The 24,804-nt window shown below is 69.1% G+C and carries 22 protein-coding genes; 13 read left to right on the top strand and 9 right to left on the bottom strand.

The window, feature by feature from the left end; translation table 11 throughout:
• From ACFDS6_RS11175 to ACFDS6_RS11145, 7 genes are all read left to right on the top strand, one after another.
• A partial coding sequence (locus ACFDS6_RS11175) for an aldehyde dehydrogenase family protein (protein WP_375272246.1) occupies positions 1 to 327 on the top strand: 327 nt, incomplete at its 5' end.
• A gap of 8 nt (positions 328 to 335) precedes the next feature.
• Positions 336 to 866, top strand: coding sequence for a hypothetical protein (locus tag ACFDS6_RS11170; protein ID WP_375272245.1), 531 nt, complete (start codon positions 336 to 338; stop codon positions 864 to 866).
• 59 nt (positions 867 to 925) lie between these two features.
• Complete coding sequence (locus tag ACFDS6_RS11165) at positions 926 to 2,071, top strand: acyl-CoA dehydrogenase family protein (protein ID WP_375272248.1); 1,146 nt, start codon at positions 926 to 928, stop codon at positions 2,069 to 2,071.
• Positions 2,071 to 3,117, top strand: coding sequence for an enoyl-CoA hydratase/isomerase family protein (locus ACFDS6_RS11160; protein ID WP_375272244.1), 1,047 nt, complete (start codon positions 2,071 to 2,073; stop codon positions 3,115 to 3,117). The genes ACFDS6_RS11165 and ACFDS6_RS11160 overlap by 1 nt, the downstream gene beginning before the upstream one ends.
• A 16-nt stretch (positions 3,118 to 3,133) precedes the next feature.
• Positions 3,134 to 3,910: an enoyl-CoA hydratase gene (locus ACFDS6_RS11155; protein WP_375272243.1), complete on the top strand. Its 777-nt coding sequence runs from the start codon at positions 3,134 to 3,136 to the stop codon at positions 3,908 to 3,910.
• Positions 3,911 to 4,195: 285 nt separating this feature from the next.
• A complete protein-coding gene (gene mmsB / locus ACFDS6_RS11150; protein WP_375272242.1) occupies positions 4,196 to 5,089 on the top strand; it encodes a 3-hydroxyisobutyrate dehydrogenase in 894 nt (297 codons plus the stop codon).
• 136 nt (positions 5,090 to 5,225) lie between these two features.
• Positions 5,226 to 5,870, top strand: a complete 645-nt coding sequence (locus ACFDS6_RS11145; RefSeq protein ID WP_375272241.1) for a TetR family transcriptional regulator — start codon at positions 5,226 to 5,228, stop codon at positions 5,868 to 5,870.
• 4 nt (positions 5,871 to 5,874) lie between these two features.
• Here ACFDS6_RS11145 and ACFDS6_RS11140 read toward each other — a convergent pair whose 3' ends face one another.
• A complete protein-coding gene (locus ACFDS6_RS11140; RefSeq protein WP_375272240.1) occupies positions 5,875 to 7,089 on the bottom strand; it encodes a hypothetical protein in 1,215 nt (404 codons plus the stop codon).
• Between the two features lie 71 nt (positions 7,090 to 7,160).
• On the bottom strand, positions 7,161 to 8,585 hold the full coding sequence (locus tag ACFDS6_RS11135; protein ID WP_375272239.1) for an aldehyde dehydrogenase family protein: 1,425 nt from the start codon (positions 8,583 to 8,585) through the stop codon (positions 7,161 to 7,163).
• 219 nt (positions 8,586 to 8,804) lie between these two features.
• On the opposite strand from ACFDS6_RS11135, the gene ACFDS6_RS11130 reads away from it, so the two are divergent.
• The 4 genes from ACFDS6_RS11130 to ACFDS6_RS11115 all read left to right on the top strand — a co-directional run bounded on the left by ACFDS6_RS11130 (position 8,805) and on the right by ACFDS6_RS11115 (position 13,980).
• Positions 8,805 to 9,734 (top strand): right-handed parallel beta-helix repeat-containing protein, encoded by a 930-nt coding sequence (locus ACFDS6_RS11130; protein ID WP_375272238.1) that lies wholly within the window; start codon positions 8,805 to 8,807, stop codon positions 9,732 to 9,734.
• A gap of 55 nt (positions 9,735 to 9,789) precedes the next feature.
• A complete protein-coding gene (gene proS, locus ACFDS6_RS11125; RefSeq protein WP_375272237.1) occupies positions 9,790 to 11,322 on the top strand; it encodes a proline--tRNA ligase in 1,533 nt (510 codons plus the stop codon).
• Positions 11,323 to 11,421: 99 nt separating this feature from the next.
• Positions 11,422 to 13,668, top strand: a complete 2,247-nt coding sequence (locus tag ACFDS6_RS11120; RefSeq protein ID WP_375272236.1) for a ribonuclease R family protein — start codon at positions 11,422 to 11,424, stop codon at positions 13,666 to 13,668.
• Positions 13,669 to 13,692: 24 nt separating this feature from the next.
• Positions 13,693 to 13,980, top strand: coding sequence for a hypothetical protein (locus ACFDS6_RS11115; protein WP_375272235.1), 288 nt, complete (start codon positions 13,693 to 13,695; stop codon positions 13,978 to 13,980).
• Between the two features lie 24 nt (positions 13,981 to 14,004).
• Here ACFDS6_RS11115 and ACFDS6_RS11110 read toward each other — a convergent pair whose 3' ends face one another.
• The 4 genes from ACFDS6_RS11110 to ACFDS6_RS11095 form a co-directional block, all read right to left on the bottom strand.
• Positions 14,005 to 15,174 (bottom strand): saccharopine dehydrogenase family protein, encoded by a 1,170-nt coding sequence (locus ACFDS6_RS11110; protein WP_375272234.1) that lies wholly within the window; start codon positions 15,172 to 15,174, stop codon positions 14,005 to 14,007.
• A gap of 64 nt (positions 15,175 to 15,238) precedes the next feature.
• Positions 15,239 to 15,553: a hypothetical protein gene (locus ACFDS6_RS11105; protein ID WP_375272232.1), complete on the bottom strand. Its 315-nt coding sequence runs from the start codon at positions 15,551 to 15,553 to the stop codon at positions 15,239 to 15,241.
• Positions 15,550 to 15,726, bottom strand: a complete 177-nt coding sequence (locus ACFDS6_RS11100; RefSeq protein ID WP_375272231.1) for a hypothetical protein — start codon at positions 15,724 to 15,726, stop codon at positions 15,550 to 15,552. The genes ACFDS6_RS11105 and ACFDS6_RS11100 overlap by 4 nt, the downstream gene beginning before the upstream one ends.
• Positions 15,727 to 15,858: 132 nt before the next feature.
• Positions 15,859 to 17,652: an ABC transporter transmembrane domain-containing protein gene (locus tag ACFDS6_RS11095; protein ID WP_375272230.1), complete on the bottom strand. Its 1,794-nt coding sequence runs from the start codon at positions 17,650 to 17,652 to the stop codon at positions 15,859 to 15,861.
• Positions 17,653 to 17,796: 144 nt separating this feature from the next.
• On the opposite strand from ACFDS6_RS11095, the gene ACFDS6_RS11090 reads away from it, so the two are divergent.
• Positions 17,797 to 19,029, top strand: a complete 1,233-nt coding sequence (locus ACFDS6_RS11090) for a polyhydroxyalkanoate depolymerase (RefSeq protein WP_375272229.1) — start codon at positions 17,797 to 17,799, stop codon at positions 19,027 to 19,029.
• A gap of 59 nt (positions 19,030 to 19,088) precedes the next feature.
• On the opposite strand, the gene ACFDS6_RS11085 is transcribed toward ACFDS6_RS11090, so the two are convergent.
• From ACFDS6_RS11085 to ACFDS6_RS11075, 3 genes are all read right to left on the bottom strand, one after another.
• On the bottom strand, positions 19,089 to 19,592 hold the full coding sequence (locus ACFDS6_RS11085) for a pyridoxamine 5'-phosphate oxidase family protein (RefSeq protein WP_375272228.1): 504 nt from the start codon (positions 19,590 to 19,592) through the stop codon (positions 19,089 to 19,091).
• A gap of 359 nt (positions 19,593 to 19,951) precedes the next feature.
• A complete protein-coding gene (locus tag ACFDS6_RS11080; RefSeq protein ID WP_375272227.1) occupies positions 19,952 to 21,130 on the bottom strand; it encodes an acetyl-CoA C-acyltransferase in 1,179 nt (392 codons plus the stop codon).
• 51 nt (positions 21,131 to 21,181) lie between these two features.
• Positions 21,182 to 21,616: a MaoC family dehydratase gene (locus tag ACFDS6_RS11075; RefSeq protein ID WP_375272247.1), complete on the bottom strand. Its 435-nt coding sequence runs from the start codon at positions 21,614 to 21,616 to the stop codon at positions 21,182 to 21,184.
• 173 nt (positions 21,617 to 21,789) lie between these two features.
• Here ACFDS6_RS11075 and ACFDS6_RS11070 point away from each other — a divergent pair, with 173 nt between their 5' ends.
• Positions 21,790 to 24,747 carry an L-glutamate gamma-semialdehyde dehydrogenase gene (locus tag ACFDS6_RS11070; RefSeq protein ID WP_375272226.1) on the top strand — a complete coding sequence of 986 codons (2,958 nt, stop codon included), beginning with the start codon at positions 21,790 to 21,792 and terminating at the stop codon, positions 24,745 to 24,747.
• Positions 24,748 to 24,804: the final 57 nt, after the last annotated feature.

Below are 24,804 nucleotides of genomic sequence, written 5' to 3'. Positions count from 1 at the left end.
CAGTACGGCAACGGCGTCGCGATCTTCACCCGCAACGGCCACGCCGCGCGCGAGTTCGCCGCGCGCGTCAACGTCGGCATGGTCGGCATCAACGTGCCGATTCCGGTGCCGGTCGCCTATCACACCTTCGGCGGGTGGAAGCGCTCGGCGTTCGGCGACACCAACCAGCACGGCATGGAGGGCGTCAAGTTCTGGACCAAGGTCAAGACGGTGACGCAGCGCTGGCCCGACGGTTTTGGCATGTCGGGCGGGGAGCTGCCGCGCGGGAGCGAAGACGGTGGACCTTCCCGCATCCAGGACGCGTTCGTCATCCCGACGATGGGATGAGGTGAGTGATGTGGCGTGCGGGTCTGGTGCTGACGATGGCGGCGGGTGCGCTCGCGGCTTGCTCGCCCGCGTCGAACGAAGCGGACTACAACACCGTCCACGTCGATCCCGCGCAGGCGCGCGCGCAGGCGACGATCGACCGCGCCGCCGCCGCGCAGGGCACGCGCACCGTCGCGGGTGCCGGGCTGCCGGTCGCCACCGCCACCACGACCGCGGCGCAGGGCCGCAAGCTGCCGGTCGCGTTCCAGGGCTATTGGGGGCAGACACCCGGCGACTGCGCGCTCGCCAACGTCGATGCGCGCGGCCGGCTGGCGATCGACGCCGACCAGCTGCGCTTCTTCGACCGCCGCGCCGCGGTCGACGCCTCGCGCGAGCAATCGCCGACCGCGGTCGCCGCGACGCTCGCCTACAAGGCGGGTGGCGAGCGCTGGAAGCACGACGCGACGCTGACGCTCGAACAGGGCGGCACGCGCCTGCTGCTGGTCGAGCAGGGCGACGCGGCGCGGCCGGGGCAGACGATCCGATACCAGCGGTGCTAAACGCCCCCGACATCCTCAAGCATGATAGATCAGCGATGACCGACACCAACCAGTTCGACCTGACATCCCAATTTGATCTGACGGGCGACCAGCGCGAGATACAGGAACTCGCGCGGCGCTTCACCGCCGATCGCATCACGCCGTTCGCGGCCGAGTGGGACGAGACGTCGCACTACCCGGTCGACGTGTGGAAGGCCGCGGGCGAGCTCGGCTTCGGCGCGATCTACGTCAGCGAGGCGCAGGGCGGTATCGCGCTCGGCCGGCTGGAGGCGGCGCTGGTGATGGAGGCGATGGCGTACGGCTGTCCGACCACCTCGGCGTTCATCTCGATCCACAACATGGCGGCGTGGATGATCGACCGCTTCGCGAACGACGACGTGAAGGCGCGCTACCTGCCGAGCCTCGTCACGATGGAGAAGATCGCCAGCTACTGCCTGACCGAGCCGGGCTCGGGATCGGACGCGGCTGCACTCAAGACGACCGCGCGGCGCGACGGCGACCATTACGTGCTGAACGGCACCAAGCAGTTCATCTCGGGCGCCGGGTACAACGACGTCTACGTCTGCATGGTCCGCACCGGCGAGGAGAAGAGCCGCGGCATCAGCGCGATCGTGGTGGAGAAGGGCACGCCCGGCCTGTCGTTCGGCGCGCCCGAGAAGAAGCTCGGCTGGAACGCGTCGCCGACCGCACAGGTGATCTTCGAGGATTGCCGCGTGCCCGTTGCCAACCTCGTCGGCGGCGAGGGCGAGGGGTTCAGGATCGCGATGGCGGGGCTCGATGGCGGACGGCTCAACATCGGCGCCTGTTCGCTCGGCGGTGCCCAGCGCTGCCTCGACGAATCCATTCGCTACACCAAGGAGCGGCAGCAGTTCGGGCAGCCAGTCGCCGAGTTCCAGAACACGCAGTTCACCCTGGCCGACATGGCGACCGACCTGGAGGCATCGCGCGCTTTGCTCTACCTCGCCGCTGCCAAGGTGTCGGCGAACGCGCCCGACAAGTCGCGCTTCTCCGCGATGGCGAAGCGGCTGGCGACCGACAACGGCTCGTCGATCGTCGACCGCGCGCTGCAGCTCCACGGCGGCTACGGCTATCTGCGCGATTACCCGATCGAGCGCTTCTGGCGCGACCTGCGCGTCCACTCGATCCTGGAGGGGACCAACCAGGTCATGCGGATGATCGTCGGCCGCGATCTGGTGCGCCAGTGATGGGGCACGTCACCGATGATTTGATCGTCGAGACTACCGGTGCGGTCGGGCGCATCCGGCTGAACCGGCCCAAGGCGATCCACGCGCTCAACACCGCCATGTGCGCGGGCGTACTGGATGCGCTGGAGCAATGGCGCACCGACGCCGATGTGCGCGTCGTCACGATCGACCATGCCGAGGGCAGGGGCTTCTGCGCGGGCGGCGACATCCGCATGCTCGCCGACAGCGGGGCGAAGGACGGCGCGGCGGCGCGGCAGTTCTTCTTCACCGAATATCGCATGAACCACCGGCTGTTCACCTACGCCAAGGACGTGGTCGCGTTAATGGACGGGATCACGATGGGCGGCGGCGTCGGCATATCGCAGCCGTGCCGATACCGCGTCGCGACCGAGAACACGCGGCTGGCGATGCCGGAGACGGGGATCGGACTGTTCCCCGATGTCGGCGGCGGCTGGTACCTGTCGCGGCTGCCGGGGCGGATCGGGCAGTATCTGGCGCTGACCGGTCACCGGCTCGACGGCGCGGAGTGCCACGCGCTTGGCCTCGCGACCCACTATTTGCCCGCGAGCGCGCTCGACGAGGCGAAGGCGCGGATCGCGGACGGACCGCAGGCGGTGCTCGATGACCTCGCGGTCGACGCACCCGAGGCGCGCATCCTCGCGCACCGCGACGCGATCGACCGGCTGTTCGCGTCCGACCGGCTGGAGGAGGTCTTCGCCGCGCTGGAGGCCGACGCGTCCGACTTTGCGCGAGAGACGCTCGCCACGCTCAAGACCAAGTCGCCGCAGACGATGAAGGTGTCGCTCAAGCTGCTCAAGGACGGCGCGGGGATGGCGACCTTCGCCGACGAGATGCGGCAGGAGTACGCGGTCGGCAGCCGCGTCGTCCAGCGGCACGACTTCCTTGAGGGCGTCCGCGCGGTCATCGTCGACAAGGACAATGCGCCCAGGTGGGACCCCGCCACGCCCAAGGGGGTGAGCGACCACGTCATCGACCAGATCTTCGCGCCGCTGCCCGAGCACGAGGCGTGGACGCCGCACGACTGATCCGAAGGAGACACAAGTGGCCGAGTACGAAACCATCCTGGTCGAGCAGCGCGGGCGCGTGACGCTCGTCACGCTCAACCGTCCGCAGGCGCTCAACGCGCTCAACAGCCAGGTGCTTGCCGACCTGCTCGCCGCCTTCGCCGCGTTCGACGCCGACGCGTCGCAGGGCTGCGCGGTGCTGACCGGCAGCGAGAAGGCGTTCGCTGCCGGCGCCGACATCAAGGAGATGCAGGCGCAGGGGTTCGCCGACATGTACGGCGGCAACTTCTTCGGCGGGTACGAGCGGCTGACGCAGACGAGGAAGCCCATCATCGCCGCGGTGTCGGGCTACGCGCTCGGCGGCGGGTGCGAGCTCGCGATGATGTGCGACTTCATCCTGGCGGCGGACTCGGCCAAGTTCGGTCAGCCCGAGATCAAGCTCGCGGTGTCGCCCGGCATGGGCGGTTCGCAGCGCCTGACCCGCGCGGTCGGCAAGGCGAAGGCGATGGAGATGTGCCTTACAGGTCGGATGATGGACGCGGCCGAGGCCGAGCGCGCCGGCCTCGTCAGCCGCGTCATCCCCGCCGCCGATCTGGTCGAGGAAGCGGTCAAGACCGCGGCGACGATCGCAGGCATGGCGCCGCTCGCGGTCATCGCCAACAAGGAGATGGTCAACGCCGCGTTCGAGACCAATCTGGCGCAGGGCGTCCAGTTCGAGCGGCGGCTGTTCCACGGCCTGTTCGGTACCGCCGACCAGAAGGAAGGCATGAGCGCCTTCGTCGAGAAGCGTCAGGGCAATTGGTTGGGAAAGTGACCGGTCTCGTCGTCCCTCGACGGAGGGATGCGGCACTCGATGGCTGCTAGATTGCGGTGTGGAAGGCGGTTGCTATCCGCTTCCGCGATTTCGGCTTCCATCACCGTCACCCCGGACTTGATCCGGGGTCCCGCTTCTTGATGCGGGTTTAAGTAGCGAGATTCCGGATCAAGTCCGGGATGACGGTGAGTGGGATCAATTAACCACCTGTGTCGGTCGTTGCGCTGAGACATGGTGATTTTGCCTCTCCCTTTCGGGACGAGGGGTAGAGGAGAGGACGAGATAATGGCACGCGTCGGTTTCATCGGGCTGGGCAACATGGGCGGCGGGATGGCCGCGAACCTCGCCAAGGCGGGGCATGACGTCCGCGCCTTCGACCTGTCGGCCGACGCGCTCGACAAGGCGAAGGCGGCCGGCTGCCTGCCCGTCGCCTCGGCGCGCGAGGCGGCGGAGGGCGCGGAGGCGATCATCACTATGCTGCCCGCCGGCACCCACGTCGAGCAGGTCTACCGCGAGAGCGTGTTCGACGCCGCACCCCCGTCCGCGGTGCTGATCGACTCGTCCACGATCGACGTCGCGACCGCGCGGCGGGTGGCGGAGGCGGCGACCGCCCGGGGCCTGCTCGCGGTTGACGCGCCGGTGTCGGGCGGGATCGCGGCGGCGAACGCGGGCACGCTCACCTTCATGGTCGGCGGCAGCAACGAGGCGGTGGCGGAGGCGAAACCGTTCCTCGACGCGATGGCCAAGTCGGTGTTCCACGTCGGCGCGAGCGGGGCGGGGCAGGCGGTGAAGATGTGCAACAATCTCGTCCTCGCTTCCACCATGATCGCGACGTGCGAGGCGTTCGCGCTCGCCGAGAAGCTCGGGCTCGACCCGCAGGCGTTCTACGACGTCGGCAGCGTGTCGACCGCGCAGAGCTGGTCGATGACCTCCTACTGCCCGGTGCCGGGCGTCGGACCGGAGAGCCCGGCCGACCGCGGCTACCAGGGCGGGTTCGCGACCGCGCTGATGCTCAAGGACCTGCGCCTCGCGATGGCGGCGGCGGCGGACGCAGGCGCCGACGTGCCGATGGGCACGCGCGCGAAGGAATTGTACGAGGCGTTCGACGAGGCGGGCGAGGGCGCGACCGACTTCTCCGGGATCATCAGGACCTTCGCGGCGAGCCCGGATCGGGCATAATCCTCGTTGCGCTCGCGTCGAAACGCGGTATCCTCGCCCACGGAGAGGATGCCGCAACGGCACCGACATTGGGGCGAGAACAGGGATGCCCATCCATCGGGGGGCGGCGGGTGAACCGTCGCGCGAACGGTCGCGTGTGCCCGCAGCCGGGGCACGGGCGGCGCGGCGGCGCAATTCGGCCGACCTGCTGCTCGACGCCGCCAGCGCGCTGATGACCGAGCGCAACTCGGTCCACATCACCTTCGCCGACATCGCCGAGCGGTCGGGGCTCAACTCCGCGCTGATCCACTATCGCTTCGGCGGCAAGCCGGGGCTGTTCCGCGCGCTGCTGGAGCGCGACGCGGGCGGCGTGTTCCCCGACCTGGACGCGCTGATCGCGTCCGACCGCAGCGCGGCGGAGAAGCTGCGGCTGCACGTGCGCGAGATCATCCGCGTCTACTGGCGCTACCCGTACATCAGCCGGCTGGTCGCCGCGATGACCGCCGACGCCGATACGGAGAGCGCCCGCTTCATCGCCGAGCGCTTCACCCGTCCGATCGCCGACGCGCACGCCGCGATCCTGGCGCAGGGCGAGGCGGAGGGGCATTTCCGCCGCGTCGACCCCATGCTGTTCTACTTCACCTTGTTCGGCGCGTGCGAGCATCTGTTCAGCGCGCGGCACGCGCTGCGCTGGGCGTTCGGCGTCGGGGAGATCGACGAGGCGCTGAGCCGGCGCTACGCCGATCACGTCGCGACGACGTTGCTCGACGGCATGGTCATACGCGCGTGCGGCAGCGCGTGACGCGTCACAGCGCCCATTCCGCCGTGAGCCAGACCTTGCGCGTGTCCGCGCCGAAGCGATCGGCGAAATAATCGGCGTAGCGCGCCGACCACGTCACCCCGCCGATGTCTGCGCTGGCGAGCAGGTTAACCTCGTCGCCGTAGCTGCGCACCCGGCGATCGCTGTCGTAATGGTGGACGAAGGCGGACAAATCGACGCCGCTCGCCGGCCCCAGCGTCGGCCAGTGCGCACCCAGACCGGCGTAGACGTCGCGCACGCCGTCGGGCGGCGTGGTGGTGAACTTGTCCGCCCAGCCCTGGAACCCGAACACCGAACCGTAGGGCGTCTGCACGCTGGTCAGCGCGCGGCCGTCGTCGGCGCCCAGCACCTCGTAGCCGATCGTCGCGGAAACCGCGTTGCGCGACAATTTGGCCTCGCCCAGCCAGTAATCGGCGGCGTAATCGTTCGGGTTGCGCGCGTAGTCGCTCTGCCGCGCGTAGCTGGCGACGTAGTCGACCGCGTAATCGCTGCCGAGCGCGCGCTTCCCCGCCAGCCGCACGCCGTAGGTCTGGTTAGACAGGCGGTAGCCCTGGTAATCGGCCTCGTCGGCGCCGATCAGATAGGCGAAGCCGGTCAGCGTGCCGATCGGCGAGGCGTAACCGAGCAGCGCGAAGACGCTGTCGCCGCCGATCGAGCCCGGGCGCGCGCCGCGCCCATCGATGCCGTTGATCGGGCGCACGTTCCACGCGTAGCTGACGTCGAGCGTCAGCTTGGGCAAAAGCGTCACCTCCGCGCGTGCCGCGTCGAAGGTCTGCGCATTCTGCCGGAACTTGGCCGCGCCGACGAAGCGCTGGTCGGCGAGCGTGAGATACTGGCGACCGACGGTAAAATTCGCGCGGTCGGGCACCGCGTAGGACAGCTGCGCGCGGTTCGCCTCGATGTTCTGCGGATCGGCGATTGTCGGGCGTCCCGTGTCACCCTCCAGCCCGTCGAAGTAGCGCGTGCCGATCGCGAGCGTCCCCTCGCCCTCGATCAGCGCCGACAGGCGATCGATCGATGCCTGAACCCCGGCCCGCGCGCGGATCGTCACCGCGTCGGAACGGCGCGGCAGGCCGTCCTGCTCGACCCCCTCGTAGCGTAGCCGCGCCTCGGCCAGCGGTTCGAGCGTCACCGTCTGCGCGGCGGCGCTGCCCGCGATCGCCAGTGACGCGGCGAGCGCGGGCACGAAAAAATGCTGCATGTCCATCCCTTTACCGGACAGCTCATGCGACAGGCGCGGGTCGGTGCGCAACCCCGCGCCTGCAGCCGGTGTCAGGCCGGCGCGCCGACGACGGTCTTCACTTCCATGAAGTCTGACAGGCCGTACTTGCCGTTCTCGCGCCCGTTACCCGACTGCTTGTAGCCGCCGAACGGGGCCGCGATGTCGGGCGACCAGCTGTTGATCGTGACCAGCCCGGCGCGCAGGCGACCCGCGATCTTCGCCGCCTCGGCCGGATCGCCCGAGATCGTCGCCGACAGGCCGTACTCGGTGTCGTTGGCGATCCGCACGCCCTCGTCGATCGCGTCGTAGGTCGTGATCGTCGCGACCGGCCCGAACGTCTCCTCGCGCGCGATGCGCATGTCGGGGGTCACGTCGGTGAACAGGGTCGGCTGGACGAAGAAGCCCGAGTTGCGCCCGTCGGGGCGCCCGGGACCGCCGGTGACCAGCGTCGCGCCCTCGTCGATCGCCGACTGGATCAGCGCCTGGATCTTCTCGTACTGCGCCTTGTTGACGACGGGCCCGATATGCTGCCCCTCGTCCAGCGGGCTGCCGACCTTTGTCTGCTCCATCATCGACTTCACGATCGCGGTGGCCTCCGCGACCTGGCTCTGGTGGACGAGCAGGCGGGTCGGCGCAATGCAGCTCTGCCCCGAATTGGCGAGCACGCCCGCCACGGTGGGCGGCAGCACCTTGCCCAGGTCCGCGCCCTCCAGCACCAGGTTCGCGGCCTTGCCGCCCAGTTCCTGATGCACGCGCTTGACGGTCGCCGCCGCGGCCTGCGCGACTGCGATCCCGGCGCGGGTCGATCCGGTGAAGCTCACCATGTCGACACCCTTGTGCGCGCTCAGCGCCGCGCCGACGCCGGGTCCGTCGCCGTTGACGAGGTTGAACACGCCCGCGGGCACCCCCGCCGAGTCCATGATCTCCGCCAGGATCACCGCGCACCCCGGCGCTTCCTCGCTGGGTTTCAGGATCATCGTGTCGCCCGCCGCCAGTGCGGGCGCGACCTTGGCGCAGATCTGGTTGAGCGGCCAATTCCACGGCGTGATCATCGCGACGACGCCCAGCGGCTCGTGGACGACGCGCGCCTTGCCGATCGTCTCCTCGAACGCGAACGCATCGAGCGCCTTCAGCGTCGCGGCGAAATGCGCGAGCCCCGTCGGCGCCTGCGCCGCCATCGCGAGCCCGATTGGCGCGCCCATCTCCTGCGCCATCGCGCGCGCGAGATCGGGGATGCGCGTCTTGTACTCGGCGATGACGCGCGTCAGCACCGCCTTGCGCTCGTCGACGCTCGTCTGCGACCAGGTCTCGAACGCGGTGCGCGCCGCTGTCACCGCGCGGTCGACGTCGGCGGGGGTGCCGAGCGTGATCTCGGTGCAGGGCTGCTCGGTCGCCGGGTCGATCACCTGATAGGTGCGGCCGCCGTCGCTCTCGACCCACTCGCCGTCGATATATTGCTTGAGGTAGCTCTGCATCGCGCGCTCTCCACCGCTTGTTCTTCTTCGATTGGCGAAGGTGATGGCGCGCGGGCGAACGCGTTGCAAGGCGAAACGTGTCGCGCCGAGGCCGTGCCACGCTGGCACGATTGGAGCGCGGCTTAACGGGCCAACCGCGTTTCGGCTGCGATTAACCCTCTTTGCTGGTGGCTCCTTCACGCGCACGGCCGCAAGGCGGCGCTCACCAAGGAGTCGTCCATGCGCAAGTTCCTGCCCTTCGTCGCGCTCGCGCTCACCGCTCCCGCCTGGGCGCAGGGCAACGGGCCGTTCACCATCCAGGAAAGCGGGCAATCGTTCGCGCACCTGGAGGACGCGCTGATGTCGGTGCGTGGGCAGGACGTCACCGTGCTGATCGCGCCGGGCACCTACCGCGAGTGCGCCATCCAGCAGGCCGGGCGCGTCACCTTCAAGGCGCAGCAGCCCGGATCGGTGATCTTCGACGGCACGACGTGCGAGGGCAAGGCGGCGCTGGTGCTGCGCGGCGAAGGCTCGGCGGTCGACGGCATCGTGTTCCGCGGCATGCGCGTCGACGACGGCAACGGCGCGGGCATCCGCATCGAGCTGGGCGACCTGACGGTCAGCAACTCGATGTTCCTCGACAGCCAGGAAGGCATCCTGGGCGCGACCGACCAGCCGACGCGCATCCGGATCGACCATTCGACCTTCGCCGGGCTCGGCCAGTGCGACGAGACGCCCGATTGCGCGCACTCGGTGTATCTCGGCACGCACGGCAGCGTCACGATCACCAACTCACGCTTCGAGCGCGGGCGCGGCGGGCATTACGTCAAGATCCGCGCGCCGCGCGTGTCGATCACCAACAACAGCTTCGACGACACTGCCGGGCGCAAGACCAACTACATGATCGACCTGCCCGAGGGCGGGACCGGGCGGATCGCCGACAACGTGTTCGTGCAGGGCACGCACAAGGAGAATTGGTCGGGGATGATCGTGGTGGCGGCCGAGGCGCACAATTTCTCCGCCGCGGGTCTGCAGGTCGAGGGCAACACCGCCTCGCTCGCACCCGGGCAGGACAAGCAGCCCGCCTTCGTTGCCAACGCCAGCGGCGACCGGCTGGCGGTCGGGCAGAACCGGCTGGGCGCGGGGATCAAGCCGTACGAGACGCGCTGAGCGGCAACGTTTCGCTTCCATCGCGGGCGCGGTCGCGGCTATCGCGTGAGCCATCATGATCAAGCACGCGCTTTCCGTCACCCGCGAGGGTGATTTCGCCCAATGGTACCAGAGTGTCATCGCCGAGGCCGACCTCGCCGAGGAGAGCGGCGTGCGCGGGTGCATGGTGATCCGCCCGTGGGGCTACGGCATCTGGGAGCGGATGCAGCGGCTGCTCGACGACGCGATCAAGGCGACGGGGCATGAGAATTGCTACTTCCCGCTGTTCATCCCGCTGAGCTACTTCGAGAAGGAAGCCGAGCACGTCGAGGGCTTTGCTAAGGAGATGGCCGTTGTCACGCACCACCGGCTGGTGTCGGACGGGAAGGGCGGGCTGGTCCCCGACCCCGCCGCCAAGCTGGAGGAGCCGCTGGTGGTGCGCCCGACCAGCGAAACGGTGATCGGCGCCGCCTTCTCGCGCTGGGTGCAGTCTTGGCGCGACCTGCCGGTGCTGATCAACCAATGGGCCAATGTCGTGCGCTGGGAGATGCGCACGCGCATGTTTCTGCGCACCGCCGAGTTCCTGTGGCAGGAAGGGCATACCGCGCACGCCTCGGCTGACGAGGCGCGCGACGAGACGCTCAGGATGCTCGAGGTCTATCGCGACTTTGCCGAGAACGCGGTCGCGCTGCCGGTGATCGCGGGCGAGAAGCCGGAGAACGAGCGCTTTCCCGGTGCGGTGTCGACCTACTCGATCGAGGCGATGATGCAGGACGGCAAGGCGCTGCAGGCCGGCACGTCGCACTTCCTCGGCACCAATTTCGCCTCGGCGCAGAACATCCGGTTCCAGAATGCCGAAGGGCAGCTCGAACTCGCCAACACCACCAGCTGGGGCGTGTCGACGCGGATGATTGGTGGGCTCATCATGGTGCACGGTGACGACGACGGGCTGCGCGTGCCGCCGCGCGTCGCGCCGTGGCAGGTGGTGATCGTGCCGATGCTGCGCGACACGCCCGAAGACGCCGCGCTGATCGATTATTGCAAGTCGCTGCAACAAGCGCTCGCCCGCGAGAGCGCGCTCGGCGAACCGGTTCGCGCGCTGCTTGACTTGAAGGCGGTCAAGTCGACCAACAAGCGCTGGTCCTGGGTCAAGAAGGGCGCGCCAATCGTGATCGAGGTCGGCGGGCGCGACATGGCGGCGGGCAACGTGTCGGTGATCCGCCGCGACCGGCTGTACCGCGCCGACGGCAAGCTCGACAGCGTCGGCACGCCCAAGGACGCGTTCGTCGGCGGCGTGGGCGGGGTGCTCGCCGACATCCAGCAATCGCTGTTCAACGAGGCGGATGCGCGAATGAAGGCGAACATCGCGCCCGCGGACGAATGGTCCGAGGTCGAGGCGCACTTTGCTGAGGGCAACAAGACCCCCGGCTGGCTCGACGTCCGCTGGTCGCGCCCGACCGGCGCGGCGCTGGACAAGGTGGTCGAGCGGTTAAAGGCGCTCAAGCTGACGCTGCGCAACGCACCCATGGGTCAGACGCATCCGGAAGGGCAGTGCATCTTCACCGGCGAGCCGTGCGTCGAGCGCGTACTGGTCGGCCGCGCGTACTGAGCGCGGCCGGCCCGCCGGCGCTCAGCCGGGCGGGCGAATCAGCGATTGTCGCGTCCGCACGTCCGCGCAGGTGACGCGGGCGGGTGCAGCGCCTATCTCATGCGCGTGCCAAGAAAACAGAAGCCGGGTTTGCCGACCCGCGAACAGATCCTCGACTTCATCGCACAGTCGGCCCAGCCCGCGGGCAAGCGTGAGATCGCGCGCGCCTTCGCGCTCTCCGCGCAGGAGAAGATTGGGCTCAAGGCGCTGCTGAAAGACATGGCGGACGAAGGGCTGATCGACTCCGCCCCCGGTCGCGCGTTCCACAAGATGGGCGGGGTTCCCAAGGTCACGGTGCTGCGCGTCACCGACGTCGACGACGGCGGCAACGTCTGGGCCGCGCCCGAGAAGTGGGACAGCGAGGCGCCGCTGCCGCGCATCCGCGTGCGCGAGCAGAAGCGCGGCTCGCTCGGCATCGGCGAACGCATTCTCGCGCGAACCGAGGAGACCGGCAGCGGGATCACCGCGCACCCGATGAAGGTGCTCAAACCCACGTCCGAGCAGGTGATCGGCGTGCTGCGCGGCGAGGGTGGCCGCCTGTGGCTGCAGAGCACCGACAAGAAGGAGCGGTGCGAATACGCCGTGTCGGACGCGGGCGGCGCTGAGGCTGGCGAACTCGTCACCGCCGAGCTCGCCGGGCGCCCGCCGCGGATCACCGCGCGCGTCGTGCAGCGGCTGGGCGATCCGTTCGCGCCGCGCAGCTTCTCGCTGATCGCGATCGCCAAGCACGGCATTCCCGACACGTTCGCGCAAGAAGCGCTCGACGAGGCGGAGCGCGTCGCGCGACAACCGCTTGGCAACGATCTCGAGGACCTGACGCACCTGCCGATCGTCGCGATCGACCCCGCCGACGCGCGCGACCACGACGACGCGGTCTGGGCGACGCCCGACGACGATCCCGCGAACGAGGACGGGTGGCGCGCGATCGTCGCGATCGCCGACGTCAGCTTCTACGTCCGGCCCGGCAGCGCGATCGACCGCGAGGCGCGTAGCCGCGGTAATTCGGTCTACTTCCCCGACCGCGTCGTGCCGATGCTGCCTGAGATTCTGTCGGCGGACGTGTGCTCGCTGAAGGAAGGTGAGGACCGCGCCGCGCTCGCCTGTCACCTGCAGGTGACGAAGGCCGGCGCGCTGAAATCGTGGCGCTTCACGCGCGCGACCGTCCGGCTAGCCGCCAATATTGCCTACGAGGACGCGCAGGCGACGATCGACGCAGGGAAGGGCGCGCAGATCGACGCGCTGCGCCCGCTATGGGACTGCTGGCGCGCGCTGGCATCGGCGCGCGACAAGCGCGAGCCGCTCGACCTCGACCTGCCCGAGCGGCGCGTCGTGCTCGACGAGAAGGGCCGGATCATGTCGGTCGCCGCGCGCGAGCGGTTGGATGCGCACCGGCTGATCGAGGATTACATGATTGCCGCCAACGTCGCCGCGGCGAAGGCGCTGGAGGCCAAGAAGGCGCCGGTCATGTACCGCGTCCACGAACCGCCCGCGCGCGAGAAGCTGGTGGCGCTCAAGGACTATCTCGACACGTTCGGCGTGCCGTTCGCGATGGGGCAGGTTATCAAGCCCGCCACGTTCAACCGCATTCTCGAACGCATCGGCGACGCCGATTTCCGCCCGCAAGTGATGGAGCAGGTGCTGCGCACGCAGACGCAGGCCTATTACGCGCCGCTCAACCACGGTCACTTCGGGCTGTCGCTGGGCAGCTACGGGCACTTCACCTCGCCGATCCGGCGCTACGCCGACCTCCTCGTGCACCGCGCGCTCGTCTCGGCCTACGCGCTGGGGCCGGGCGGGTTGAACGGCGACGAGAATTTCGAGCATCTGGGCGAGCAGATCAGCAAGCTGGAACGCCGCGCGATGGAGGCGGAGCGCGACACGATCGACCGCTACGTCGCCGCGTTCCTGGCGGAGCGCGAGGGCGAGGTGGTCGAGGTGCGGATCACCGGCGTCACCAACTTCGGCTTCTTCGCGACCGTCGATGGGATCGGCGGCGACGGGTTGATGCCGGTGCGCGATCTGGGCGGCGAGTATTTCCGCTTCGACGAGGGCGCGCGCACGCTGACCGGCGAGCAGAGCGGCGAGCAATATGCGCTCGGCCAGCGGCTCGAACTGCGGTTGGCGGAGGCGAATCCGGTGTCGGGCGCGCTGCGCTTCGAATTGCCCGAGGGTCGCTTCGCCCCCCTCGGTTCGTCCTCGCGCGATCGCGGCCGGTCGGGTAAGGAGCGCGGACCCGGCAAAGGTGGTCGCGTGCTCAAGCGGCGCGGACGCCCGGCGAATATCCGTCACGACGGCAAGAAGCGATAGGACACAGCGATGATTGGCGACCGAATGTCCGGACTGATCGCGCGCGCGCGGTCGCAAATCGTCGGCTATTTCACGCAGGCCGGCGCGACCAAGCCCGACGCCGCGATCCCCTACGCGGCCAAGGGCAGGCTGGAGGCGCGGCTGTTCCGGCGCATGGTCGATTTCGGATTGCTGGTGGAGGTCAAGCAGGGGCGCTTCTGGCTTGACCAGGACCGCTTGTCCGATTTCAAGAAGGAGTCGCTCGCGCGCGTGCTCGGCGCGATCGCGCTGGCGGGGTTCGCCGCGGCGGGGGCGATGGCGGTCGGGGGGTGAGGACGCGCGGCGAGGGGTGGGCGGTCACTCAACCGTGAAGGTCATCCCCGCGCGCGCCACCAACCGGTCGCGCAGTTTCGTGCCCATCAGCGCGCCGGGCGTCCAGATGCCACCCGCGCCGCGCACGTCCTCGACCAGGCACAGCGCGCTCTCCGCCAGCATCTTGCACGTGCAACCGTAGCCGGGATCGCGGTCGCCCGTCACCACCGCGTCGATCCGATCGCCGGCGTCGGTCAGCCCGACGAACAGGATGTCGAAACTGCCCGCCTCGCGCTCTTCCTTGGTCGGGCCCTCGCCGGGCTTGGGTCCCTTGTCGCCGCCGAACGGGTTGAGCTTGCCCAGTGCCTCGGCCGCGGCGCGTCCCATGTCGCCCAGGCCCGTCACGACCATCTCGTCGTACACCATGTCGCCCCATGGCTGACCGAGCAGGAAGTTGGTGCGGTGAACGTTCTTGGTGTTGATCGGTGCCATAACGAACGGTGCGACCCAGCTATGGATCGTCGGGTCGTACTCGGGCAGCAGACCGGACGGCTGGTTCGGCCCCTTGTGCCCCGGCGTCAGCGCGAACGGATCGGCGAGCAGCGGGATCAGCGATGGCTTCTTCGCCGCCGCGGCCATCGTCGCCTTGAGGCTCGCCGCGGTGCCGCCGGAGAAGCCGCCCTTCATCGAGCGGACCCGCCCCTTGATCCGCGACACCGGCCGGCCGAGCCGCGACACCGCAGCCTCCTGCAGCGTCAGCACGCCTAGGTCGAACGGGACCGAGTCGAACCCGCACGAGAAGACGATCCGTGCCCCGCTCGCGCGCGCGGCGGCATGGTGCGCGTCGATCATCTCGCGCATCCACGCCGGCTCGCCGCACAGGTCGACGTAGGCAGTGCCCGTCTCGGCGCAGGCGGCGACCAGATCGCTGCCGTAGAGCTGGTACGGCCCGACCGTGGTGATGACCACGGTGGCGCGCGCGCACATCTCACGCAGCGACGCGGGCGCCTCCGCGTCGGCGGTGACGAGCGGCACGTCCGCGGGCACGTTCATCGCCTCGCGCACCTGCTCCAGCTTGGAGCCCGAACGCCCCGCCATCGCCCAGCGGACGCCCGTCGGATAGGTCAGCGCGAGATATTCGGCCACCAGCCGCCCGGTATAGCCGGTCGCGCCGTAGACGATGACGTCAAATTCGCGCGCGTGATCCTGTGCCATGCCGTGCTGCTCCCTGATGCCGGCCGATAAGTAGATCGCAAGCCAGGCCGCGGCACAAGCCGCGTCAGCTGCTGGCGGGCGATGCCGCCTGTGCGGTCGACGCCGGACCGGTCCACATCTCCAGCGCGCGCTCGGCGCGCGCGAGACCATCGTCGCTCTCCACCGCGGCGTCAATCGGACGGCTGCCGAGCGCGTCGTCGTGCGTGTTGAGGAACGTCATCGCCGCGTTGCGGTCGCCCAGCTTGACGAAGGCGGCCTGCGCAATCTTGCCCTGGCGCGCGGCGGCGCCGCGGTCCATCGCGACGCGCGCGGGGCGGAAGCGCCGCGTCGCGGGCATCTGCCGGGGCGTGGTGGCCGCGGAGGCCGTGTCCTCGCTCAACTGACGCGCCCGGTGAGCAGCGTCTCCGCGCCCATCGTGTGGCGCAGCGTCGCGATCCGCTCGCCGTAACCGCGTGCCAGTCCGCGATGCGCGATGCGCGCCTCGTTGCTCGCGCCCGCGGTGGCGCGCATGAGGGAAATCTGGTGTCGTTGCAGCAGGTAGTTCATGTCCATGCCGGTCGCCCCTTGTTGTAAGCGGGAGCACGGATGGTCTCTCAGTCGCGGGCGCCTACGATCGGGATGCGCGCGATGGGTCCTATATGGGGTACGAAGCCGAAAATAGATAGTCGGGGCGGCTGACCACGCTCACGCCGCCTCGTTGAACTGCAAGCTGGCGAGCCGCGCGTAGAGCCCGCCGCGCGCGAACAGCGAGGCGTGATTGCCCTCCTCGACGATGCGCCCTGTGTCCATCACGACGATCCGGTCGGCCGCGCGCACGGTGGCGAGGCGGTGCGCGATGACGATCGTGGTGCGGTCGGCCATCAACCGTTCCAGCGCGTCCTGCACGAGACGCTCGCTCTCCGCGTCGAGCGCGCTGGTCGCCTCGTCGAGCAGCAGGATCGGCGCGTCGCGCAGCAGCGCGCGCGCGATCGCGACGCGCTGCCGCTGACCGCCAGACAGCCGCGCGCCGCCCTCGCCCAGGAACGTGTCGAGCCCGTCGGGCAGCGCGCGCAGGAAGTCGGCGGCGTTGGCCGCCTCCGCCGCGCGCCAGATCGCGGCGTCGTCCGCGTCCCAGCGGCCGTAACGCAGATTGTCGCGTGCCGAGGTGCCGAAGATCACCGTCTCCTGCGGCACCATCGCGATCCGCGCGCGCACCTCTGCGGGATCGGCATCGCGCAAGGCCACGCCGTCGACGCTGACGGTGCCTGCGGCGGGATCGTAGAAACGCTGGATGAGCTGGAACAGGGTCGACTTGCCCGCGCCCGACGGGCCGACGACCGCCACCGTCTCGCCGGGGGCGACCGACAGCGTGAAGTCGTGCAGCGCGGCGACGTCGGGCCGGGTGGGATAGTGGAACTCGACCTCAGCGAAGTCGACGCGGCCCTGCGCCGGCTGCGGCAGCGCGACCGGTCGCGCGGGGGCTGCGATCTCCGGCCGCTCGGCGAGCAGCTCCGCCAGCCGCCCGGCCGCGCCCGCCCCGCGCAGCAGGTCGCCGTACACCTCGGTCAGCGCACCAAACGCGCCCGCGACGATGCCGCCGGTCAGCACGAACGCGGCGATCGCGCCGCCCGACAGGCGCCCGGCGGCGACGTCGATCGCGCCCTCCCACATCACCAAGGTTATCGCGCCGAACACCAACCCGATGACGATCGCGGTCATGATCGCGCGCAGCAGGATGCGCTGACGCGCCGCCGCCATCGTCGCCTCGACCGCGTCGCCGAACCGCTCGCCCTCACGGCGTTCCTGCCCGAATGCCTGGACGATCTTCATCGCGCCCAGCGTCTCGGTCACGATCGAGCCGACGTCGGCGATCCGATCCTGCGAGGTGCGCGAGTAGCCGCGCACGCGTTTGCCGAGCAGCGCGATCGGCGCGATGATCAGGGGGATCGCGATCACCAGCAGCCCGGTCAGCTTGGGCGAGATGGTGAACAGATAAACGAGTCCGCCGACGCTGGTGAAGGCGTTGCGCAGCGCGATCGACACCGTGCTGCCGACCACCGTCTCGATCTGTCCGGTGTCCGCGGTCAGCCGACTGGCGATCTCCGACGGGCGGTTCTCCTCGTAGAAGCGCGGGGTGAGCGTCAGCAGGTGGCGCTGCACCTGCGCGCGGATGTCGGCGACGACGCGCTCGCCCAGCCACGACACGAAATAGAAGCGGAACGCGGTGCCGATCGCCAGCACCACGACGATCATCAGCATGTAGTGGAACGCGCCCGATACCGCCGCACTGTCGCCGCCGCTGCCGAAGCCGCGGTCGATCACGCGCTTGAAGCTGTACGGGATCGCGATCGTCGCCGCCGACGTGACCGCGAGCGCGACGCAGGCCGCGGCGATCTGCGCCGGGTAGCGCCGCGCGGCGTGCCAGACCATCGAGAGATTGCCGATACGACGCGAGGGGACGACCTCGGTCGAAGCGGCGGCGGGGGGTGCGCTGGCCATGGCCGCGCCCTAGCAGCGCGGTGGGTGTGGCTCAATCGCCACCACGATGCACCACCGCGCGCGGGCGCATGCAACATCATTGTGCAGCGCAGCGTTTCCGCTACGATCACAAGCCCCTATCTAGGGGCGAGAGAGGCATACCCGATGTTCTATGACGCTTACGAATTCCAGCGCAGCTGGCTCTCGTCCGCTAGCGCGCTGGCGACCGCGACCGCCGGCTGGCTCAACGATCCGGCAAACCCGTTCGCCTATCTCGGCGGTGGCCCGGTCATGGCGAGCGCGCTGGAAGTGTTCGCGCACGCCAGCGCGTCGCGCGGCAAGCCCGCTTTCGGCCTGCACGCGACGACGATCGACGGGCGCGAGGTGGCGGTCACCGAGGAGGTCGTGCTCGGGCGCCCCTTCGGCGACCTTAAACGCTTCCGTCGCGAGGGCGTGGAGGGTGGCCCCAAGCTGCTGATCGTCGCGCCGATGTCGGGGCATTTCGCGACGCTGCTGCGCGGCACCGTGGAGCGGATGCTGCCGTTCGCCGACGTTCACATCACCGACTGGCACGACGCGAAGAACGTGCCGGTAGAGGCGGGCCGCTTCGATCTCGACGATTACGTCGACTATCTTGTCGCCTTCCTGGAGGCGATGGGCAGCAACGAGGGGCAGGGCGGCACGCACATGCTCGCGGTCTGCCAACCCTCGGTACCGAGCCTCGCCGCCGTCGCGGTGATGAGCGCGGATAAGAACCCGGCGAGGCCGAAGTCGCTCACGATGATGGGCGGCCCGATCGACACGCGCGAGGCGCCGACCGCGGTCAACACGCTCGCGACCGAGCGGCCGTTCGCCTGGTTCGAGCAGAACGTGATCGCGACCGTCCCGGCGTGCCATTCCGGCGCCGGCCGCCGCGTCTATCCCGGTTTCTTGCAGCTCACCGGCTTCATGTCAATGAACCTCGGCAACCACATGCTGAGCCACTGGGAGATGTTCAAGCACCTGATCCAGGGCGACGATGCCAGCGCGCAGGCGACCAAGGACTTCTACGACGAATATCGCTCGGTCGCCGACATGACCGCCGAATTCTACCTCCAGACGATCGACGTCGTGTTCCAGGAGCACAAGCTGCCGCGCGGCATGATGACGCATCGCGGCCGCGCGGTCGACCTGGGCGCGATCACCGACGTGGCGCTGCTCGCGATCGAGGGCGAGCGTGACGATATTTCGGGGCTGGGACAGACCAGGGCGGCGCTGACGCTCGCGACCAACCTGGCCGACGAGAAGAAGCAATATCTGATGGCCGAGGGTGTCGGTCACTACGGCATCTTCAACGGCTCCAAGTGGCGCGATCGTATCGCGCCGGTGGTGGAGCAGTTCATCACGGCGAACGCCTGATACGAAGAGAGCCGGCCGCGAGGGACGCGACCGGCTCTCTCGTGACGCTGCGGCTCGGCTCAGGCGTTCGAGTTTTCCGCGGTGGTCTGCACCTTGGCGTGGCTGCCTTCCTCGCCGGCCTTGATGGTGCCGCCGAACAGCTGCTTCACCTTGCCCGAGATCGACAGGTCGGTTTCCCACAGCTCGGCGCTGTCGATCTCGACCTGGAGCAGCGCGAGGTTGGGGTCTTCCTTGCCGCCCGGGAACCACGCCTCGACTTGGTTGTCCCACAATTTGTCGATCAGCGAGCGATCGTTGTTGATGTGGCCGCGGCCGTGCATGCAGGCGAAGAAATCGTGGCCCTTTGACACGAACTGCACCATCAGCTTGTCCTTGCCAGCGACGCGATTGTCCTTGCCGATGAAGAAGAACAAAGTGTCGACCTGATCCTGGTCGAGCTGCACCGCCAGCGGCTCGCTATGCGTGCTGCCGTCCGCCGGGCCGACCATCAGGTACGGGCTCTCGGCCATCTTCTTCCACATGTCGGTCTTGAGCTTCTTGGGATCGGTGTTGGCGTCGGCCATCGTCGTCTCTCCTTGTTAAGGTGTCGAGCGGAGAACGAGAGGGCGGGGCGTTGGTTGCGCGGGCGTATCGGACCTGCTTGGATCACCGGCGGCGGCATTGTCGCCGTCGACCTCATGGAGAACAACCGATGAAGGTTGCCGATCTGTGCCTGGTCTTGGGGCTGATGATCGCATTCGCCACCTTGGTGGTGAAGGTGATCGAAGTCGCTCGCAAGGACTAGCACACGGGCGGGGTTCGGGCTGCAACCCGGACCCCAAACGCGAAAAGCCCCGACCGCTGCAACGGCCGGGGCTCCTCACAGAAAGGCGCCGATGAAGTCGCCGGATCGATACATAGCGTATCGATCCTGACGGTTCAATTACAGCACCTCGAACAATCCGGCCGCGCCCATGCCGCCGCCGACGCACATCGTGACGACGACGTACTTCGCGCCGCGGCGCTTGCCCTCGATCAAAGCGTGGCCGGTCATGCGGGCTCCGCTCATGCCGTACGGGTGACCGATCGAGATCGCGCCGCCGTTGACGTTGAGCAGCTCGTCAGGAATGCCTAGCTTGTCGCGGCAGTAGAGCACCTGCACCGCGAACGCCTCGTTCAGCTCCCACAGCCCGATGTCGTCCATCTTGAGGCCGTTGCGCTCGAGCAGCTTCGGAATCGCGAACACCGGGCCGATGCCCATCTCGTCGGGCTCGGTACCCGCCACCGCCATGCCGACGTAGCGGCCGAGCGGGGTCAGCCCCTTCTTCCCCGCGACGCTCTCCTCCATCAGCACGCTGGCCGACGCGCCGTCCGACAGCTGCGACGCATTGCCCGCGGTGATGTTCAGGTCGGGGCCCAGTACCGGCTTCAACGACTTCAGACCCTCCAGCGTCGTGTCGGCGCGGTTTCCCTCGTCCTTCGACAGCGTGACTTCCTTGTGGGAGACTTCCTTGGTCTCCTTGTTTGTCACCGCCATCGTGGCCGTGACAGGCACGATCTCGTCGTCGAACTTGCCCGCAGCCTGTGCGGCGGCGGTGCGCATCTGCGACTGGTAGCCGTACTCGTCCTGGGCGTCACGGCTGATGCCGTAGCGCTTGGCGACAATCTCCGCGGTCTGGAGCATCGGCATGTAGATGTTCTTGTGCATCGCCAACAGCTCGGGGTCGGGCGCGACGCGCATTTGCGGCGTCTGGACGAGGCTGATCGAATCGACGCCGCCGCCGATCGTCACGTCCATGCCGTCCACCACCACCTGCTTCGCCGCGGTCGCGATCGCCATCAGTCCGCTCGCGCACTGCCGGTCGAGCGACATGCCCGACACGGTGGTCGGCAGACCGGCGCGCAGCAGCGAGGTGCGCGCGATGTTGCCGGCCTGGTGCCCCTGCTGCAGCGCGGAGCCGAGCACGACGTCGTCGACCTCGCCGCCGTCGATCTTCGCGCGCTCGACCGCGGCCTTGATCGCGTGGCTGGCGAGCGTGGGGGAGGGCAGGTTGTTGAACGCGCCGCGGTAAGCGCGGCCGATCGGGGTGCGGGCGGTGGAGACGATAACGGCGGAACGCATGGGCGGGCCTTTCAGGATGCGAAGTGGAGAAAGTGGAGGTTCACGCGTAGGTCAGTTGAAGACCTGCGTGATCCATTCGGCGATCATCGCGGGCTTGTCCGACCCTTCGATCTCGATCGTCGTCTCGGTGGTGTATTGATACTGACCGGGGCGCTTCTCGTCGAACTGGACGATCCTGGAGCGGCCCCGCACGCGCGAGCCAGAGGGGACGGGGGCGAGAAAGCGGACTTTGTTGCCGCCGTAATTGACCCCCATCTTCACCCCGTCGAGCCGCGGCGCGTCGGGCGTCTTGGCGGCGAGCTGCGGCAGCAGCGACAGCGTCAGGAAGCCGTGCGCGATCGTGGTGCCGAACGGCGTCAGCTTCGCCATTTCCGGGTTGACGTGGATGAACTGGTGGTCGCCGGTCGCGTCGGCGAACTTGTTGATCATGTCCTGGGTCACCTCGACCCAGTCGGACACGCTTTCCTGGCCGATGCTGGCCTTCATCTCGTCTGCGGTCACGACGAATTCCCCTTCGAGATACGACACGCTACAGCGACGCGTCGGCGCCGCGCTGCATTGCGGCACTGCATAAGCGCGGGGTGGCCCATCCCGCAAGTAGTCCACGAACCGGAAACCTGAACATGTCCTCTGCCGTAGCGTCAGCAACCCGCGAAACCATGCGTCGCCTGCACCGCGCGAGCGAACCGGATGTTCTAAAACCGCTGCTCGCCCGCGCCGCGCTGACGCCTGATTCGCGCGAGCGGGTGATGGACACTGCCTCGGGGCTGCTCGCCGACCTGCGCGCGGCGCAGGGCCGCGGCTGGGTGAACCAGTTCCTGCAGGAATATCGCCTCAACTCGTCGGAGGGCGTCGCGCTGCTGAGCCTCGCCGAAGCGTTCCTGCGCGTGCCCGATCCAGAGACGGCCGACCTGCTGATCTCCGATAAGCTGGGCGAGGCGAACTGGCGCAGTCACGCCGGTCAGTCGAACTCGCGGCTGGTCAATACCGCGACTTGGGGGCTGGTGGTCGGCCGCGCGCTGGTCGGCGAGGGCGAGGCGGGGCCGCTCAAGCGCCTGCTGAGCCGCGCGGGCGAGCCGTTCGTGCGCCAGGCGGTCGGCGCCGCGATGAAGATGATGGGCGAGATCTTCGTGATGGGTCGCACCATCGACGAGGCGATGCGCCGGATGAAGAAGCCCGACCATCGCGGCTTCACCGCCAGTTTCGACATGCTGGGCGAGGCGGCGCGCACCACCGCCGACGCCGAGCGCTACCTCAAGGCCTACGCCGACGCGATCGACGCCGTCGGGCGCGACCCGTCCGCCGGCCACTCGATCTCGGTCAAGCTCTCCGCGCTTCACCCGCGCTACGAGGTCGCCAAGTGGGACGAGTGCGTCCCTGCGCTGACCGAAATGCTCGAGGCTTTGGCGGTGCAGGCGGCGGGGAACGGTATCGCGCTGACCGTCGACGCGGAGGAGAGCGAGCGGCTCGACATGAGCCTCGACATCATCGGCAACGTCGCCGCCCTCCCGTCGCTCAAGGGCTGGGACGGGTTCGGCATGGCGGTGCAGGCCTACGGCAAGCGCGCGCGCCCGATCGTCGCCTGGGCAAACGAGCTCGGCCGGGTGATGAACGTGCGGCTGGTCAAGGGCGCGTACTGGGACAGCGAGATCAAGCGCACGCAGGTCGAGGGGCTGGCGGACTATCCCCTGTTCACGCGCAAGGCGTCGACCGACGTCAGCTACCTCGCGGTCGCGCGCGACATGCTCGACGCGCCCAACATCCGCCCCGCCTTCGCCAGCCACAACGCGCTGACCGTCGCGACGATCGTCGAATGGGCGGGCAACAGCCGCGACTTCGAGTTCCAGCGGCTGCACGGCATGGGCGACGGGCTGTACGAGCGGCTGGTGCGCGACAACGGCTACCACTGCCGCATCTACGCGCCGGTCGGCGGGCACCGCGACCTGCTGGCGTATCTCGTCCGCCGTCTGCTGGAGAATGGCGCCAACTCCAGCTTCGTCCACCAGCTCGCCGACGCGCGGCTGACCGAGGACGAGATCCTCGCCGACCCGGTGGTGAAGATCGCGGGCGTCGGCGGCGCGCGCCACCCGTCGATCCCGCTGCCGGTCGACCTGTTCCGCGCCGCCGACGGGCACCGCAACTCGATGGGGATCGACTTGGCCGAGCGCGACGTGCTGGAGGCGACGACGAAGGCGGTGCGCGCGCCAGTGACCCTGTCGGTCGCGCCGGTGAGCCCGGAGGCGGTCCGCGACGCGGTGTCGCGCGCGCACGCCGCCTTCCCCGCGTGGCGGGCGACGCCGGTCGAGGCGCGCGCCGACTGCCTCGACCGCCTCGCCGACCTGCTCGAGCGCCACCGCGACGAACTGATGGCGATCTGCGTCCAGGAAGCCAAGAAGGGGATCGCCGACTCGATCGGCGAGGTGCGCGAGGCGGCCGACTTCTGCCGCTATTACGCGATGCAGGCGCGCGCGAAGATGCAGCCGATCGAGCTGCCCGGGCCGACCGGCGAGCGCAACATGCTCCACGTCGACGGGCGCGGCGTATGGGCGACGATCGCGCCGTGGAACTTCCCGCTCGCGATCTTCTTGGGGCAGACGGTCGCGGCGCTGGTGACGGGCAACACCGTGGTCGCCAAACCTGCGCCGCAGACGCCCGCGATCGCGCGCCGCGCGGTCGAGCTGGCGCACGAGGCCGGCATCCCCGCCGACGCGCTGATCCTAGTGCCAGGCGGGCCCGACATCGGCGCCGCGCTGACCGCCGACCCGCGCGTGCAGGGCGTCGCCTTCACCGGATCGACCGCCACCGCGAAGAAGATCGCGCGCAGCCTGCTCGACGATGGCGAGGACGGAGGTCCGAGCCGGCCGATCGTGCCGCTGATCGCCGAGACGGGCGGGATCAACGCGATGATCGTCGATTCGACCGCGCTGCCCGAGCAGGTCGTCGCCGACGTCGTCACCAGCGCGTTCCGCTCGGCGGGGCAGCGCTGCTCGGCGCTGCGCCTGCTGCTGGTGCAGGAGGACATCGCCGACGGGCTGGTCGAGATGCTGTCGGGCGCGATGGACCTGCTGACGCTCGGCGATCCGTCCGACCCGAAGACCGATGTCGGCCCGGTGATCGACCGCGACGCCTACGACCGGCTGATGACCTACCGTGACAGCGTGAGGGGTCGCTGGGTCAAGACGATCGACGCGCGCGCGGACGGGCTTTTCGTGCCGCCGACGCTGATCCGGCTCGGTGAAATCGAGGAGCTCGATCGCGAGTGGTTCGGCCCGATCCTACACGTCGCGACGTGGAAGGCGGGCGAGCTGGAGCGGACGATCGCGCGCGTCAACGCCAAGGGCTACGGGCTGACGATGGGGCTGCACAGCCGCATCGCGCGCGCGGCGGAGGTGACCGAGGCGTTGGCCGCGGTCGGCAACCTCTACGTCAACCGCTCGATGATCGGCGCGGTCGTGGGATCGCAGCCGTTCGGCGGCGAGGGGCTGTCGGGCACTGGGCCCAAGGCGGGCGGGCCGAACTACCTCTACCGCTTCTGCGCCGAGCGCGCGGTATCGGTCGACACGACCAGCGCCGGCGGCAACGCGACGCTGCTCAGCCTCGACGAGGGCGGCATCTGACGCGAGTACGGCGACGGCCGGGCACCGTGAGGTACCCGGCCGCGACGTTGACCTGAG

The sequence above is a fragment of the Sphingomonas sp. genome (genome assembly GCF_042095875.1).
Classification (GTDB): Bacteria; Pseudomonadota; Alphaproteobacteria; order Sphingomonadales; family Sphingomonadaceae; genus Sphingomonas.
The sequence above is the reverse complement of the archived record's forward strand: the minus strand, read 5'-3'. Positions and strand labels throughout refer to the sequence as shown.

What these genes read in the sequence shown, in the direction of transcription:
- ACFDS6_RS11170 (WP_375272245.1), top strand. Translation starts at nt 336, where the DNA reads ATGTGGCGTGCGGGTCTGGTGCTGACGATGGCGGCGGGTGCGCTCGCG.
- ACFDS6_RS11160 (WP_375272244.1), top strand. Translation starts at nt 2,071, where the DNA reads ATGGGGCACGTCACCGATGATTTGATCGTCGAGACTACCGGTGCGGTC.
- mmsB (WP_375272242.1), top strand. Translation starts at nt 4,196, where the DNA reads ATGGCACGCGTCGGTTTCATCGGGCTGGGCAACATGGGCGGCGGGATG.
- ACFDS6_RS11140 (WP_375272240.1), bottom strand. Translation starts at nt 7,089, where the DNA reads ATGCAGCATTTTTTCGTGCCCGCGCTCGCCGCGTCACTGGCGATCGCG.
- ACFDS6_RS11135 (WP_375272239.1), bottom strand. Translation starts at nt 8,585, where the DNA reads ATGCAGAGCTACCTCAAGCAATATATCGACGGCGAGTGGGTCGAGAGC.
- ACFDS6_RS11130 (WP_375272238.1), top strand. Translation starts at nt 8,805, where the DNA reads ATGCGCAAGTTCCTGCCCTTCGTCGCGCTCGCGCTCACCGCTCCCGCC.
- proS (WP_375272237.1), top strand. Translation starts at nt 9,790, where the DNA reads ATGATCAAGCACGCGCTTTCCGTCACCCGCGAGGGTGATTTCGCCCAA.
- ACFDS6_RS11120 (WP_375272236.1), top strand. Translation starts at nt 11,422, where the DNA reads ATGCGCGTGCCAAGAAAACAGAAGCCGGGTTTGCCGACCCGCGAACAG.
- ACFDS6_RS11115 (WP_375272235.1), top strand. Translation starts at nt 13,693, where the DNA reads ATGTCCGGACTGATCGCGCGCGCGCGGTCGCAAATCGTCGGCTATTTC.
- ACFDS6_RS11110 (WP_375272234.1), bottom strand. Translation starts at nt 15,174, where the DNA reads ATGGCACAGGATCACGCGCGCGAATTTGACGTCATCGTCTACGGCGCG.
- ACFDS6_RS11100 (WP_375272231.1), bottom strand. Translation starts at nt 15,726, where the DNA reads ATGGACATGAACTACCTGCTGCAACGACACCAGATTTCCCTCATGCGC.
- ACFDS6_RS11095 (WP_375272230.1), bottom strand. Translation starts at nt 17,652, where the DNA reads ATGGCCAGCGCACCCCCCGCCGCCGCTTCGACCGAGGTCGTCCCCTCG.
- ACFDS6_RS11090 (WP_375272229.1), top strand. Translation starts at nt 17,797, where the DNA reads ATGTTCTATGACGCTTACGAATTCCAGCGCAGCTGGCTCTCGTCCGCT.
- ACFDS6_RS11085 (WP_375272228.1), bottom strand. Translation starts at nt 19,592, where the DNA reads ATGGCCGACGCCAACACCGATCCCAAGAAGCTCAAGACCGACATGTGG.
- ACFDS6_RS11080 (WP_375272227.1), bottom strand. Translation starts at nt 21,130, where the DNA reads ATGCGTTCCGCCGTTATCGTCTCCACCGCCCGCACCCCGATCGGCCGC.
- ACFDS6_RS11075 (WP_375272247.1), bottom strand. Translation starts at nt 21,616, where the DNA reads ATGAAGGCCAGCATCGGCCAGGAAAGCGTGTCCGACTGGGTCGAGGTG.
- ACFDS6_RS11070 (WP_375272226.1), top strand. Translation starts at nt 21,790, where the DNA reads ATGCGTCGCCTGCACCGCGCGAGCGAACCGGATGTTCTAAAACCGCTG.